The sequence below is a fragment of the Sorangiineae bacterium MSr11954 genome (genome assembly GCA_037157815.1).
Taxonomy (GTDB): Bacteria; Myxococcota_A; Polyangia; order Polyangiales; family Polyangiaceae; genus Pendulispora; species Pendulispora albinea.
Genome location: CP089984.1, coordinates 4,490,511 through 4,505,306, shown reverse-complemented (window position 1 = coordinate 4,505,306; position 14,796 = coordinate 4,490,511). Strand labels below are relative to the sequence as shown.

11 protein-coding genes are annotated in these 14,796 nt (G+C 66.4%); 2 read left to right on the top strand and 9 right to left on the bottom strand.

Annotated elements, in window-relative coordinates; genetic code table 11:
- Positions 1-310 precede the first annotated feature (310 nt).
- Positions 311-1,150, bottom strand: a complete 840-nt coding sequence (locus LZC94_17735) for an AraC family transcriptional regulator (protein WXB19067.1) — start codon at positions 1,148-1,150, stop codon at positions 311-313.
- A gap of 32 nt (positions 1,151-1,182) precedes the next feature.
- Here LZC94_17735 and LZC94_17730 point away from each other — a divergent pair, with 32 nt between their 5' ends.
- Complete coding sequence (locus LZC94_17730; GenBank protein ID WXB19066.1) at positions 1,183-1,662, top strand: DUF2000 domain-containing protein; 480 nt, start codon at positions 1,183-1,185, stop codon at positions 1,660-1,662.
- Here LZC94_17730 and LZC94_17725 read toward each other — a convergent pair.
- The 3 genes from LZC94_17725 to LZC94_17715 form a co-directional block, all read right to left on the bottom strand.
- Positions 1,645-3,330, bottom strand: coding sequence for a GTP-binding protein (locus LZC94_17725; protein ID WXB19065.1), 1,686 nt, complete (start codon positions 3,328-3,330; stop codon positions 1,645-1,647). The genes LZC94_17730 and LZC94_17725 overlap by 18 nt on opposite strands.
- A gap of 1 nt (position 3,331) precedes the next feature.
- The gene (gene cysD / locus LZC94_17720; protein ID WXB19064.1) at positions 3,332-4,246 is read right to left on the bottom strand and encodes a sulfate adenylyltransferase subunit CysD; all 915 of its coding nucleotides are present in this window, start codon (positions 4,244-4,246) and stop codon (positions 3,332-3,334) included.
- A 311-nt stretch (positions 4,247-4,557) separates the two neighbouring features.
- Positions 4,558-5,334 carry a protein phosphatase 2C domain-containing protein gene (locus LZC94_17715; GenBank protein ID WXB19063.1) on the bottom strand — a complete coding sequence of 259 codons (777 nt, stop codon included), beginning with the start codon at positions 5,332-5,334 and terminating at the stop codon, positions 4,558-4,560.
- A 221-nt stretch (positions 5,335-5,555) separates the two neighbouring features.
- Here LZC94_17715 and LZC94_17710 point away from each other — a divergent pair, with 221 nt between their 5' ends.
- Positions 5,556-7,466 (top strand): flagellar biosynthesis protein FlhA, encoded by a 1,911-nt coding sequence (locus tag LZC94_17710; GenBank protein ID WXB19062.1) that lies wholly within the window; start codon positions 5,556-5,558, stop codon positions 7,464-7,466.
- Positions 7,467-7,610: 144 nt separating this feature from the next.
- On the opposite strand, the gene LZC94_17705 is transcribed toward LZC94_17710, so the two are convergent.
- The 5 genes from LZC94_17705 to LZC94_17685 all read right to left on the bottom strand — a co-directional run bounded on the left by LZC94_17705 (position 7,611) and on the right by LZC94_17685 (position 14,767).
- The gene (locus tag LZC94_17705; GenBank protein ID WXB19061.1) at positions 7,611-8,573 is read right to left on the bottom strand and encodes a hypothetical protein; all 963 of its coding nucleotides are present in this window, start codon (positions 8,571-8,573) and stop codon (positions 7,611-7,613) included.
- 5 nt (positions 8,574-8,578) lie between these two features.
- Positions 8,579-9,889 (bottom strand): AI-2E family transporter, encoded by a 1,311-nt coding sequence (locus LZC94_17700; protein WXB19060.1) that lies wholly within the window; start codon positions 9,887-9,889, stop codon positions 8,579-8,581.
- A gap of 107 nt (positions 9,890-9,996) precedes the next feature.
- Positions 9,997-11,802 carry a 30S ribosomal protein S1 gene (locus tag LZC94_17695; GenBank protein WXB19059.1) on the bottom strand — a complete coding sequence of 602 codons (1,806 nt, stop codon included), beginning with the start codon at positions 11,800-11,802 and terminating at the stop codon, positions 9,997-9,999.
- Positions 11,803-11,989: 187 nt separating this feature from the next.
- Positions 11,990-13,063 carry a tetratricopeptide repeat protein gene (locus LZC94_17690; GenBank protein ID WXB19058.1) on the bottom strand — a complete coding sequence of 358 codons (1,074 nt, stop codon included), beginning with the start codon at positions 13,061-13,063 and terminating at the stop codon, positions 11,990-11,992.
- Between the two features lie 102 nt (positions 13,064-13,165).
- Positions 13,166-14,767, bottom strand: coding sequence for a protein kinase (locus LZC94_17685; protein ID WXB19057.1), 1,602 nt, complete (start codon positions 14,765-14,767; stop codon positions 13,166-13,168).
- Positions 14,768-14,796 lie beyond the last annotated feature (29 nt).

The window sequence follows — 14,796 nt, the reverse complement described above, 5'->3', positions numbered from 1 at the left end:
GAGCGAAACGCGCGGCGCGCAGCAAGTGAAAGGACCGAAGGGAGCGAAGGGAGAAAAGAGGAGATGACAGGAACGCCTTGGCAATCTACGCGAACCCCGCACGTACCAAGCGGAGAGGCATTTGGTCAACAAAGTCGCGACGGCGAGCTGAGCCCGCCCGTGACCAACGGCGCGCGACGTCCCCGTATCCGGGTCAATTTTTCGCTGCGGCTGTGCGCTCCGCCTTCGCCCATTCGGCCCTCGCGGCGACCGCTCATTGGCCCCTCGCGACGATCGCGGCGACCGCCGCGACGTGGCGAGCGGACGGCCATCATCGCTCCCCGGAGCGTCGATACATGCCCGGCGTGATTCCAAAGTAGCGCGCGAACCATCGCGTCAAATGGCTTTGATCGGCAAAGCCCGATTGCACGGCCGCTTGCGCGAGCGAGCCGCCCTCGCGAAGGAGCCGGCGCGCAGCGCGCAATCGGCATTGCCGTTGATAGTCGCTGGGCGCCATGCCGTATCGCGCGACGAAGGCGCGGTACATGGCGTAGCGGCTGCACCCCACGGATTGTGCGAGCGCCTCGAGATCGATATCGCTCGCAAAGCGGTCCTCGAGCTCCGCGCGCACGGCCCGGGCAACCCGGGCGGCGGACGACTCGCGCACCGTGCGCAGCTCGCGCGTCACCCCTGCCCTCTGCGACAGCGCCAGGATCGCGTCGGCCAGGCGCTCATCGCGCTCGAGCTCGGTCCCGCCGTCGAAGAGACACGCGAACATGCGCGAGAGCGCCTGCTCGGCGCGCGCATCGGAGAACACCGGATCGCGAAAGAGCGGGAGACCCTGGCGTGAGCCGCCCTGCAGCGCGTCGCCGAAGATGCGCGCGACGAACGCGGGGCCGACGTGCACGATGCGGTAGACGAACCCGGGCGCATCGCCCGCGTGCCCGTCGTGCGGATCGTCGGGGTTGAACGCGATGACCATCCCCGACACGCTGGCCCGCTCCGCGCCGCGGCATCGAAACGCCTGCACGCCCCGTTCGGTCACCCCGAAGGAGTACGTGTCGTGGCTGTGCGGGTGGTAGCGATGGGTCCGAAAATAGGCGTGCATCGCCTCGATGGGCTGATTCTCGGCCCGAAAATAGCGAACCCAGTCGTCGCGCTTCGTTTCCATCGGCTGCACGGTCGTAGGAGACCATTCTAGCGATGACCGAGGTCCTGCGCGCGCACCAGCGTTCAAGACGCGGGATGCCCGGGGCCGCATCCCTGTGCGCCATGAAATACGATACGAAGATTGCCATCGCGGTGCGCGACGATCTGGCCGCTTGGCAAAAGCTGAATGTCACGGCCTTTTTGGCGAGCGGGGTGGCCATCGGCATCGACGAAGTCGCCGGCGAGCCGTACGAAGACGCCGCCGGTCGCCGCTATTTGGCCCTGTTTCGGCAGCCGGTGCTGGTCTACGCCGGCTCCTACGAAGCGCTCTCGTCCGCCCACGCGCGGGCCTTGGAGCGCGGGCTGTCCGCGGCCATCTACACGGACGAGATGTTCGTGACCAACAACGACGTCGACAACCGCGCCGCCGTACGCAGCGCCGATCCCAAGCAGCTTCGCCTCGCGGGCATCGCCATCTACGGCCCGCGGGGCATCGCCGACAAGGCCTTCAAAGGCCTACGTTTGCACGAGTAGCGCGCCCGCGATGGCGCGCACCAGGCCATCGCGATCCGCCGCCTCCAGGCGCGGCTCCAGGTCGGCCGCTTCCAAATGCGGGCCGCGGATCTCCGCGGCCCAAGCCGTCCCTTGCCCCGCGACCACGGCAAAAATCCCGGCGCGGGCGCACGCGGCGGCGGCGTCCAGCGGCTCGCGGCTGCCTTGCACCACGGTGGCGACCCGGCCTTGATCGAAGAGCTCGCGCTCGAGCGCATAGGCGGCGCCGAGCGCCTCTTCGTCCGAGGGCGCCGTGATGCGGATGACCGCCCCGGTTTGCCCCAGGCGGGTGCGCCGCTCGTCGGGGCTCACCTGGGTGTGCGCGCCGGAGCGCTCCTCGCGGGCGTGCGCGCGGGTAGCAGCGGTGATCATGCCGGCGGCCACCGTATCGTTGGTGACCGAATCGATCAGAATGAAGGCGCCCGTGGCGCGGTGCACCGCGTACGGATCGAAGAAAATGGGCGCATGACAGCGCACTTGGACGCGCGCAATGTCGTTGAGCGAGAGCGTCTCCTTCGGCACCGGCGAGAGCGTCTCCGCGTCGGTGCCATGGACGATGGTGTCGATCTCGGCGCGCACGAGCCGCGTGGTGTGCTTGAGCAAATACGATTTGGCGCGGTCCAGCGGGCGCTCGCTCATCCACACCAAGTCGGCTTGGAATTCGGTGCCGATGGTGAGCGGCTCGTCCGCGCGCGCCAGCACGTCGCCGCGGCTCACGTCGATCTCCGAGCTCAGTCGAATGGCCACGCTCATGGGCGCGAACGCCGCGTTCACGGGCTTTCCACCCACGTCGACCCCCGCCACGCGCGCCCGCTTCCCCGATGGAAGCGCCACCAGCTCATCGCCGGGCCGGACGGTGCCGGAGACGATTTGCCCGGCGAATCCGCGGTAGCCAATGCCCGGCCGGAGCACCAGCTGCACCGGCAGACGAAACGAGCCCTCGCTCCCTTGGCGGACCACCTGCACCGTCTCCAGGTGCTCGAGCACGGTGGTGCCGTTCCACCACGGGGTGCGCGAGCTCTTGCTCACCACGTTGTCGCCCGCCAGCGCGCTCACCGGAATGGCGTGAATGTCGCGCAACCCGAGCTTCTCGCCGATCTCCCGCAGCGCCCCGGAGATGGAGTCGAAGATGGCGCGATCGAAGCCCACCAGGTCCATCTTGTTCACGCACACGACCACGTGCGAGATGCCCAAGAGCGCGGCGATTTGAGCGTGCCGCCGCGTCTGCGGCAGCACGCCGAGGCGCGCGTCCACCAGGATCAAGGCCACGTCGGCGGTGGAGGCCCCGGTGGCCATATTGCGTGTATACTGCACATGGCCGGGGGTGTCCGCGATGATGAATTTGCGGCGCTCGGTGGTGAAATACCGATAGGCGACGTCGATGGTGATCCCTTGTTCGCGCTCGGCCTGCAGCCCGTCGGTGAAGAGCGAAAAGTCGATCTCCGAGGTCGACCCTTCGCCGCGCGTGGAGCCGCGCACGGAGGCGCGGCGCACGGCGTGCAGCTGGTCTTCGTAGAGGCCGTGCGCGTCGTGCAGGAGCCGGCCGATGAGGGTCGATTTGCCGTCGTCCACCGAGCCGATGGTGACGAACCGGAGGAGGTCTTTTTGCTCCTGCGCGCGCAGCCAGGCGGAAATGTCGCTCGCGACCATGTCAGAAGTAGCCCTCTCGCTTCTTCGTTTCCATCGAACCTGCCTCGTCGTGATCGATGAGGCGCCCCTGGCGCTCCGAGGTCGTCGCCTCCACCATTTCGCGCAGGATCTCCGGCAAGCTCGCGGCGCTGCTGCGCACGGCGCCGGTGAGCGGATAACAGCCCAAGGTGCGGAAGCGCACGACCTCGGTGCGCGGCTGCTCGCCTGGCTGGAGCGGCAAGCGCTCGTCGTCGACCATCAGCAAGGTGCCCTCGCGCTCGACCACCGGCCGGGGCGCGGCGAAGTACAAGGGGACGATGGGGATATCCTCCTGCCAGATGTATTGCCAGACATCCAGCTCCGTCCAATTCGACATTGGAAAAGCACGTATGCTCTCCCCTTTACGAATTTTGCCATTGTAGAGATTCCAAAGTTCCGGGCGCTGGTTCTTCGGATCCCATTGTCCGTATTTGTCGCGGAACGAGAGCACGCGCTCCTTCGCGCGCGAGCGCTCCTCGTCGCGCCGCGCGCCGCCGAAGGCCGCGTCGTAGCCGCCCTCCCGCAGCGCATCGAGCAGCGCGTGGGTCTTCATCACCTGCGTGTATTTGTTGCTGCCCCAGGTGAAGGGGTTGGCGCCCTCGGCCAGGGCCCGACGATTGGTGTGGACGCGCAGTTCGAGGCCGTTCTCGCGGGTGAACCGATCGCGAAACGCGATCATCTCCCGGAACTTCCAGGTGGTGTCGATGTGCAAAAGCGGAAATGGCAGCGGCCCCGGCGCAAATGCTTTTTGCGCCAGCCGCACCAGAACCGATGAGTCCTTGCCAATCGAATAAAGCATCACGGGGCGCTCGAACTCCGCCACCACCTCCCGCAGGATGTGAATGCTCTCGGCTTCGAGTTGCTCCAGGTGAGACAGGCGTCCGCGTTCGAGGTTCATGTCCACGATACCGGAACCTGCGTCTAGCATAACAAATGCTCGATCGGTAGCCGCCGTACGCTTCGGTACGCTACATAAACCCCGCATCCGTGACACTCCGGCCTGCCGACCGTCGTGCGTCTCCTGCAGAGACTCCCGCGCGCGTTTCCCGTTCTTCGTCTCACTCCCCATGCCCTCTCCACGGTTCGTCGAGAGACCGCGGCGGCGTACCCGCGCAGCGCGGACCGTCGGTCGAAACGATCGGGAACGTGTACGGGATGAGGTTTGCGGAATGGGAGCGATACGGAAGAACTTCGGCGCAGAGAGCGCCGTCAGTTCAGCTCGACCAGGATGACGGTGATGTTGTCCTTGCCGCCGCGCTGGTTGGCGAGATCCACGAACTGGCGCACCGCGGTCTCGCCGCCGATTTTGACGGTGGGGACGATGTCGCCCGAGCGCAGGTAGCCGTGCAGACCATCGCTGCACAAAAGAAAACGCGCGTTCTTCTCGACGGGGAAGACGGTGGTGTCGACCTCGACGTGATCGCGGTTGCCGACGGCGCGCGTGATCACGTTGCGGTACGGGGAGACCATGGCCTCTTCCTCGCTGATGAGACCCTGTTTGAGCTGCCACGCGATGAGCGAGTGGTCTTCGGTCATCTGCTCGAAGCTCTCGCCCACCACGCGATAGATGCGGCTGTCGCCCACGTGGCCGATGATGCCGTAGTCGCCCAAGAGGAGCAGCGCGCTGATGGTGGTGCCCATCCCCGCCTTTTGCCGATCGAGCTCCGCCATCGAGTAGATGATCGACGTGGCCGCCTGGATCGCGCTCTCCATGAGCTGACAGGCCGCGCGCGATCGCGCCTCGCTCAGCGGGCCGCGAAGCTCGCCGAAGTCGCGGAGCGCCTGCTTGATCATCCCGTAGATGGTGGACGTGGCCTCGCGGCTCGCGATCTCACCGGCGGCGTGACCGCCCATGCCATCGGCCACCATGTAGAGGCCCAAATCGTCGTCGACGAAGAGGGCGTCCTCGTTCGTCTTTCGCTTCCGCCCGACGTCGGACACCCCCCAACTCACCCTCTCTCGGCGGGTCTTACGTGCAGCGCTCATCGACCGTCCAACTTCTCACTATATCCCCTCATGGCTGTGCTTGCGCAACGACCTGAGGGAGGGGAAACGTTTTTTTTGTGTAAGCTGCACCGCGAATGACGCGACGGATGCGGGCTGGTTTGGGGCCATCATGGGCAGGGCGGGCAGGGCGGAAAGGCCGGGCGGGTGGCGCAGGCGGGCCGGAAGCGGGGCTCGCGCTGCTGGTCGTGGCGGTGGTGGCAATGATGATTGTCCCGCTTCCCACGTGGCTGCTCGACATCTTGCTGAGTGCAAATCTTTCGGCTTCCGTCGCGATTCTGCTGGTGGTGCTCTATGTTCCGGATGCGCTTCGAATCGCGACCTTCCCGACCATTCTGCTGCTCACGACCCTCTTTCGTCTGGCACTGAACGTCTCGTCGGCGCGGCTTATCCTGCTCCAGGCCAATGCGGGCGAGGTCATTCATGCGTTTGGCTATTTCGTCGTCCGCGGCAACTACGTCGTCGGTGGGGTGGTTTTTCTCATCCTGACCATCATTCAATTTGTTGTCATCGCCAAAGGTGCCGAACGGGTAGCGGAAGTTGGTGCACGGTTCGTGCTCGACGCCATGCCAGGCAAACAGATGGCCATCGACCTCGAGCTCCGGAGCGGCGCCATCGACGGAAACGAGGCCCGCCGAAGGCGCCGCGACCTCTCGCGGGAGAGCCAATTTTACGGGGCGATGGATGGGGCGATGAAGTTCGTGAAGGGCGACGTCATCGCTTCCCTGGTCATTGCACTGGTCAACATCCTGGGCGGACTTGCCATCGGCGTGCTGCAGCACGGGCTGCCCGTCACCATGGCGCTGAAGCGTTATGGCCTGCTCACCATTGGCGACGGATTGGTGTCCCAAATTCCAGCCTTGGTCCTGTCGACCGGCGCCGGTGTTCTGGTAACCCGAGTTGCCAGCGAGGAGCCCGATACCCCGCTTGGTGAGGAACTGTGGCGGCAGCTTTTCGGGGCGCCGCGGGCGCTCTTCGTGGCCAGTGGGTTCGTGCTGGTGCTGGCGCTCATCCCAGGGCTCCCCGCGTTCCCCTTTGCGATTTTGGCGGCCGGGCTCTTTTTTTTGGCCCAAACGCGAAAGGCACGGCTTCTGCGTGAGGCGGCCGCCGGCGCAGGGCCGACCAAGGATGAGCGTCCCTTCGTGCCCATGGTCATTCCCTGGAGCGTGGAGGTGAGCTCGGATCTGGAATCGCTGCTGGAGGATGCCACGTCGGCGTTGCAAGTCGGACGCCTGGAACGAGGGACCTCCGATCCCGAGGAGGACGGCGCGCGCATCCGCACCCGGGTGCTGGCCTTGCGCGAAACGTTGTTCGCAGAGCTGGGGGTTCCGCTCCCCGTGCCGCGCATCCGGGTGGAGCCGACCCTGCCCGCGCGCCACGTCATCCTGTCGCTGCACGAGGTTCCGGCGCGGGCGCTCTCGATCCCCGAGGGGCTCGACGAGCGCGAGGCGTCGATGGTGGTGGCGCGCGAAGCGTTGACCCTTCTGCGCCCGCGTGCGGCCGACTTTCTCGGCTTGGCGGAGACGCAGCGGCTGCTCGACGAGCTGGAACAGTTCGCGCCCGCCACGGTGCGCAATGTCGTGCCAAAGCCCGTGTCGTTGCCGCTCTTGGCGGACATTCTACGGCGGCTGCTGGAGGAGGGCATCTCCATCCGCGATCTGCGCGCCATCTTGGAGTGCCTCTCGAGCGCCGCCACCACCGAGAGCGATCCCTTGCAGCTCTCGGAGTTCACGCGCACGCAGCTGCGGCGCGCCATCACCTACCGCCTGACGCGCGGCGCGCCCCACCTCGAGGTGTGCCTGCTCGACTCCATGATCGAAGACACGGTGCGCCGCGCCATCTCGCGCACCCCCGAAGGCGCGTTCCTCGCCCTGCCCCCCGCGCAGGCGCGCGATCTCATCGCCGCCATCCGCCGCGCCCTGGCCGAGGGAACCGAGGAGGCCCCCGGCGCCGGCCCGGCCACGATCATCCTGACGCAACCCGACATCCGCCGCTTCGTGCGCAAGCTGGTCGAGCACGAGCTGCCGGAGCTCTCCGTCGTCAGCTTCGCCGAGCTGCTGCCGGAGGTGACCCTTCGGCCCGTGGCCCGCGCGACCTTGGCAGGCATCGGGTAGGATTTCTGGGAACCGCCAGGGCGCGAGGGCCGCCAACGCGGAAACCCCCTCGCTGCAGAAAATCAAAAAATCCCTGGCGAACCCCTTTGGCGCTCCTTGCGCCCTGGCGGTTGATCCACACCCATCGTCCGATGCCCTCGCGACTCACATCTTCTGGCGCACCATCTTCTTGGGCACGGCGCCCGAGCTCATGAGGATTTTGCGGGCCTCGCGCTCGAGCAGCGGGTGCGTCTTTTTGGCGCCCACGAACATGCCGAGCAGTTGCGGGCTGGTCTCGGCCAGGCGGCGCAGGGCGCGGGCGAGGGCTTTGACGTCGTTGGCGTGCGCGTAGGCGAAGGCGCGGGCGCGGAGCATTTGCACGCGCATTTCGCCGAGCTCGGGGTCGTCGGGGCTGAAAAGCTCCAGGGTTTCGATGGCTTTCTTGCTCTGGCCCGTGCGCGCCCAGGCCTCGGCGGACACGGTGGCGAACATGGCGCGGCTCTTTCGGTCTTGGGCCTTGCTCAGATCGATCTTGTCGACGAGGGCGCGCGCCTCGTTGGCCTCGCCCAAGGTGAGGTGCAGCATGCCGCGCATCGAGCGAACCTGGTCGGCGATGGGGGTCATCACCTTGTCGAGCTGGATAGTCTCCAAGGTGGTCAGCGCCTTGCGCGGATCTTCTTGCATCTCGAGCTGCGCGCGGGCGAGGACGGCCTGGGTGTCGCCCTTCTTGAAGTCCTTATCGAGCTTCTCCAGCGCCTCCTTGCGGCCTTCGGCGGTCGACGCGCCGCGCAAAAGGTCGCCGAGGGCCTCGCTCTTCTTGATGTAGCGCACGAACCAGATGCCGAAGCCCACGGCGGCCGCGGTGAGCGCGCCGGCCACGGCCTTGGGGATCCAGGTCGGGATGATGAACGCGATGATCCAGACGACCAGAAGAACGAGGCCGACCCGCCCGAAGATCTTCTTGAAGTCGACCGGGGCCTTGGCGGGGCCTTCGCCCTGGCTCGCGCGCAGCGCCTTCTGGAGATCGGCGGCGCTTTGCTTCTTTTTCTTCGTCTTTTCCGGGGGTCCGCCGCTGGAAGGCCTGCCACCCGGAGACGCCGGCGCGTTGTTTTCGATCTCTTCGGCCATGACTCTTACCTCTTGTCTCCGTCTTGCAGGAACCGCGCGGCCACGTCCGGCACCGAGGCGACGGGCTCGCTCGAGAGCTCGGGATCGGTCTGTTGGACGATTTGCCGGAAATGAATGAATACGCTCTGCGCGATCGACATGCACGGCACGGCGAGCAGCGCCCCCGTCACGTGGAAGAAGTGTTCTCCCACGAGGAGCGAAAAGATCACGAGCACGGGGTGAATCTTGGCCGCGTCGCCCATGATCTTGGGGTTCAAAAAGTTCGCTTCGAGCTGGTGGATCCCGATGATCCAGAGCAGCACGAACACCCCGGTGCCGAACGACTGCGTGAGCCCCAAGGCCACGGCGGGCACCGAGCTGATGATCGAGCCGAAGATGGGGATGAGCGAGAAGACCGTGGCGATGATGGCCAGGATGGGCCAGTACTTGAGCCCGACGATGGCCAGGCCGATGGCGCTGAGCACGCCGTTGATGAGGCAGATGATGATCTGCCCGCGCACCACGCCCGAGAGACCGCGATCGATGCGCGCCATCAACCGATCGAAGGCCGGCCGCGACGAGGGCCGCAAGAGGGACGCGAAGAAGCCCAAGACCCGCTCGCGCGTGAGCATCAAGTACGCGGCGATCATCAGGGTGAGCCCGAAGACGAAGAAGAACCGGCCGATGCCGAACACGATGCCGCTGCCGATGCGCGCGAGCTCCAGCGCATTGTGCTGCACGTACGCGATGCTCCCCTGCACCGACTCGGCGATGAAGCGATCGGCGTCGAAGGGCGTGGGGCGGTTGTTCGGCTGGATCAAGTAGCCGCCGCGCGCGCTGCGCACGGAGAAGCCGCCTTGGAGGTCGAGGGCGTACGAGCCATCCGGCTGCGGGCGAACGACGGCCGCGGGTTCATCGACCTCGCCTTCGTCGGAGGAGCCGGGCGAAGGCACGCCGGTGAAGTCGTGCAGCTTGCTCTGCAGCGCAGGGACCCACTCGTTCTTGAAACGGGCGGTGAGCGAGGGCACCTCGCGACCGAACTTCGCCATCTCGTGCCCGATGCGGGGCGCCACGGTGCGAAGGAAGATCCCCAAGGTCCCGAGCACCACCACGTAGACGAGGATGATGGCCGCCGCTCTCGGAACCGGGCGCCGTTTGGGGTGCACCGGTGAGCGGCCGAGCTTCTCCACCCACTCCACGAGGGGCATCAGCACGTACGCGATGATCGTCCCCAGGACGATCGGCAGCATCACCTCGCGCGCCAGCCAGAAGACCGACGCGACGAGGATGGCTGTTACGGCAAGAAAGACTGGGCGTTGCCAGCGCAAGCTAGACACAGGGGCGACCATTTACACGATCCCGCTCCGCTACCCGCTCCCGAACTCCACGAAAAGTGGAGCGGGAGCGGGACGTGGAGACGGGAGCATACCGCTCCGCGAGCGGATTATTCGTCGCCCTTGTCTTCCTTCTTGCTCTCGAGCGCGAACTTCTCGCCGAGCTTCTGCTTGATCAGCTCGCCGATGGTGCCGCCGGTCTTGGCCTCCTCGGAGCCCTTCTTCGGGGCAACCGAGGCGCGCTTCTCCGTCGGCTTGGTCGCGGCGGCCACACCCTCGCCGATGCGCATGCTGAGGGTCAGACGGCGATCCTGCGTGTCGATGTTGGCGATTTCGGCCTGGATGGCGTCTCCCACCTTGAGCGCGCGCGCTTCGCCCGATTCTTCCTTGGGCTCCACGATCTCGTTCTGGGGGACGTGGCCTTCGACGCCGTCGCGTACGCGGACGAAGATACCGTAATCGACGACCGAGATGACCTTCGCGTCGACCTGGCGGCCCGGCGGGAACTCCGTGAAGATGGTCGGCCACGGATCATCGAACAGCTGCTTGATGCCGAGCGAGACCTTCTTCTCGTCGTGGTTGATGCTGAGGATGATGGCCTCGACATCGTCGCCCTTGTGGTAGAGGTCGGCCGGGTTGTTGACCTTGGCCGTCCACGAGAGATCGCTCTTGTGGACCATGCCGTCGACGCCCTCTTCGATCCCGATGAAGACACCGTAATCGGTGAGCGAACGAACCTTGCCGCCGATCTTGTCGCCCGGGTGGTACTTCTCGGTGAAGAGGGTCCACGGATCGGGCTCGAGCTGCTTGAGGCCGAGGGAGATGCGCTTGGCCTTGGCGTCGACCTCGAGCACCTGGCAGTCGAGGGCCTGGCCGATCTCGAGGAGCTTGCTCGGGTGCTTGACCTTCTTGGTCCAGCTCATCTCGCTGACGTGGATGAGGCCTTCGACGCCCGGCTCCAGCTCCACGAAGGCGCCGTAATCGGTGATCGACATGACCTTGCCGTGGACGCGCTTGCCCGGCGGGTACGCCTCTTCGGCGTGGTTCCACGGGTCTTCCTGCGTCTGCTTGAGGCCGAGCGAAACGCGCTCCGTCTCCGCGTTGTACTTGAGGACCTTGACGGTGACCTCGTCGCCCACCTGGAACACTTCGCTCGGGTGGTTGACCCTGCCCCAGCTCATGTCGGTGATGTGGAGCAGACCGTCGATGCCACCGAGATCGACGAACGCGCCGTACTCGGTGATGTTCTTGATGACGCCGCGGACGATCTTGCCCTCCTCGAGGGTCTGCAAGGTCTGCGTCTTGATTTGATCGCGCTCCTTCTCGAGAAGGACCCGGCGCGAGAGCACGATGTTGCCGCGCTTCTTGTTGAACTTGATGACCTTGAATTGGTACGTCTGCCCGATCAGCTTGTCCAAGTTGCGGATGGGGCGGAGATCGACCTGCGATCCCGGAAGGAATGCCTTGACGCCGCCGCGAATGGTGACCGAAAGACCGCCCTTCACGCGCTGGCTGATGGTGCCTTCGATGAGCTCATCGCGCTCGCACGCGCTCGAGATCTCATCCCACACCTTCATCTTGTCCGCTTTCTCCTTCGAAAGCGTGACCAAGCCGTCGTCGTTCTCGCGGCTCTCGATGTACACGTCGACGCGATCGCCCGCCTTGACGGTCAAGGTGCCCGAGGCGTCGGTAAACTCGCTCGCGGGGATGATCCCCTCGCTTTTTCCGCCGATGTCGATGACGACATTGTCGCGCTGGACGGCGACAACGGTGCCTTGGACGATTTCTCCCTCTTTGGCGAATTCGCCAGTTTGAAGACTCTCTTCAAAGAGGGCGGCGAACGTGTCGGCCGCGGGGCCGGCCGCTAGCTCGGTCTTTTTCCCTGCCGAGGACAGGGCTTGGGGTTCGGTGGTCATGTGGAGTGTGGGTTGCCTTGCTTCACGTTGGAGCGTGATGAAAAAAAGGAATAGAGCCGAGAGCGGACCCGTTCCGTTCGTAGCTCAGATGCTCGGATTGGGAGATCCTTCTTAGGACAACCCAATAACCGGCCGGGGTATCTACCTTGCATACTGGCGCCTGTCAAAGGACGTCTTCGAGGAGCCCTTAGAAGTTCCCTTGCAAAGACAGGCCGGACTCCTTCGGGCCGAAAGCGGGCACGACGCGGACCGCTGCAGCTGACTTCTCGGTTGGCTTCGCCGTCGCAATCAGAATCGCGCCGGCCACGAGCCCGGCGATGCCCACGCCAAAGCCGGCCGTGGCAATCCAACCCGTCGTTTGTGCAGAGCTTTTTTGATCGCGGTCGGCGGCCTCGCTGCCGCCGCAGAAGCCCGTGCACTTGTTGTAGTCGCTCTGCTTGCCCAGGTACGAGGCGCCAAAAATCGCGCCGACCGCCAGCCCAGCCACACCGATCCCGCCGACGACGAAGCCGAGGGTGCGCTTTCCGGAGCCGGCGCCAGCCTTGTCTTTTTTCGCGGGGGTCTCCTCTTCGCCGCCGCCGCCGGCCGTCTCGGTCTTCTCGGGGGTGCCGGAAGGATCCTCGAGGGAGGGCACGGGGATCTCCGTGGTGCTCGGGCCCTCGGGCACGGTGAACGGGGTCTCGCGCGTTCGCTTTCCGGGCGCGCTCACCTCCAGACGGTGCGGGCCCGGGTCCATGGGGATCGATGCGCCGATGGACGCGGCGCCGACGATCTTGCCGTCGACCTTGAGGGTGGCGCCGGAGGCGGCAGAGGGATCGGCGGCGGTGAGCTTGATGCGCGAGAGCTTCGCCTCGACGGCGCTGGCGTGCTGTTTCGCGAAGTCGACGCGCGAGTGCTGGCCGGCGCGCGCGGCTTGCGCGATCACTTCGTTGAACTCGCCCCACGCGCTGGCGGTCTTTCCCGCGGCCTCGTGGCAGGCTGCGAGGTTCAACAAGGTGCCCGTCTGCGGATCGAGGCGGTTGCTCTCGGCGAACTTGGAGCAGGCCTCGTCGTAGCGCTTCTCGCGCATGGCGGCCTTGCCCTCGCGAAAGAGGGACTCGGCAATCGCCAGATCGTCGCCGCCTTTTTGTGCGCCGCGGGGCGCGGGGGTCTGGGGCGTGGAGGTGGACGGTGGTTTTTGCGGTGGGGACGACTGCGCCGATGCGTCGGGTGCCACTGCGAGCACCGCCACGAGACACGCCACGACTCGATACGTCACCATCTGCTGCCACCCCGCCCTTCTTGCGTCCTTTGGTGTTCTGCTGCGTTTCGCGGGCGCGCGTGCCGGGCGCGCGTGCCGGGATCGATGCTGCGCGGCGAGCGCTCAGTGGCGCTCGTCGAGAACGTCCTCCGCCGGTTGGGTCGAGGGGTTGGCGCTCGCGGCCTTCGCCGGCTTCGATCCGGCTTTGCGGGGTGCGCGCCCCGCGCCTGCATCGGCGTTCGCGGCCGGGGCGGGGATCGCCCCCGGGGCGGCGTTCGCGGCCGGGGCGGCGTTCGCGGCCGGGGCGACGGGCTCGCCTTGCGGCAACGCCGAGCCCCCCGCCTTGGGCAAGGCGGGATTCGCCAGGGCCACCGTGGCGGGCTTTTCGGCCTGCGCTTTTTCGGCCGGCGACTTTTCGGCCGGCGCGGGCGCCTTTTCTACGGGCGCGGGCGACTTTTCGGCCGGCTTCTGGGCCGGCGACGGCACCTTTTCGGCCACCACGGGGGCCTCGGGCGCCATGGGGATCGCGCTGGCCGTGCGCTGATCGCTGGTCTTGTCGACGATCTTCACCACGGTGATGCCGCCGATGAAGAGCAGCACGGCGGCGCCCAAGCCGGTGACCAGCTGCCAGCGCGATCGGCGCATCGAGAGCTCGGAGCTGGACGTCCCCCACCCGCCCCCGCTGACGCGCAAGTACGGCAGCGAGAGGATGCGCCTGTGCGGCTTGCTCTCGCCGACGACCATGGCGCTCCGGCTCGAGGGCGGTCCCTCGGTCATCAGCCGCGCGAGCGATTTGCCCGTGAGCAGCCGGCGCGCCCGGGTCACCCAGCGCTCCGCCTCGCTGGTGCCGAAGGGGGCGAGCGCCTGCGCCAGCTCGCCGGCGTCGGCGAAGCGGTCGTCGGGGCGCTTGCCGAGACAGCGCAGGATCACCGCCTCGAGCTCCGGGGGGACGTCGGGGCGCCGGGTGCGGATGCTGGGCGGCTCGGTCTGCAGAACGGCTTCGAACACCTCGCCGACGGTGTCGCCTTTGAAGGGCGTGACGTGGGTCAAGAGCTCGTACAAAATGATGCCGAGCGCCCAGATGTCCGTGCGCCAGTCGACCTTCTTGGACGAGCGGAACTGCTCGGGCGACATGTAGAGCGGCGAGCCCATGACGGTGCTCGTGCGCGTGAGCGCCATCTTCTCGAGCGACTCCGAGAACGACTCGGCCTTGGAGATGCCGAAGTCGAGCACCTTGACGATCTCGCCGCCATCGTCGCGGCGCGCGAGGAACAGGTTCGACGGCTTCAGATCGCGGTGCACGATGCCGCGCGAGTGCGCTTCGGCGATGGCGTCGATGGCCTGCAGCACGTAGTCGACCAAGGTGCTGAGCGGCAGCTCGTGGCCCTCGTCGATCACGTCGCCCAGATCGCGGCCGTCGAGGAACTCCATGACCATGTACGGCGAGCCCGAGTCGAGCACGCCGACGTCCGTGACCTTGGCCACGTGCTCACTGTGCAGCTTCACCGCGGCGCGCGCCTCGCGCAGAAACCGCTCCACCGCCTCGCGCTGGTGAACGGCGTCGCCGACGAGGAACTTGAGCGCCACCCGCTGCTCGAGCGCCTCGTGCCATGCCGCCACGACGACGCCCATACCGCCTTGACCCAGCACACGTTCGACGCGGTACTTCTTGAGGAGGACTGTGCCCGGCTCGGGTACTCCATCCGTCTCCGACACCATCGTCATGCGTCCCGTCCCCTCGCGGAATTGGCAGG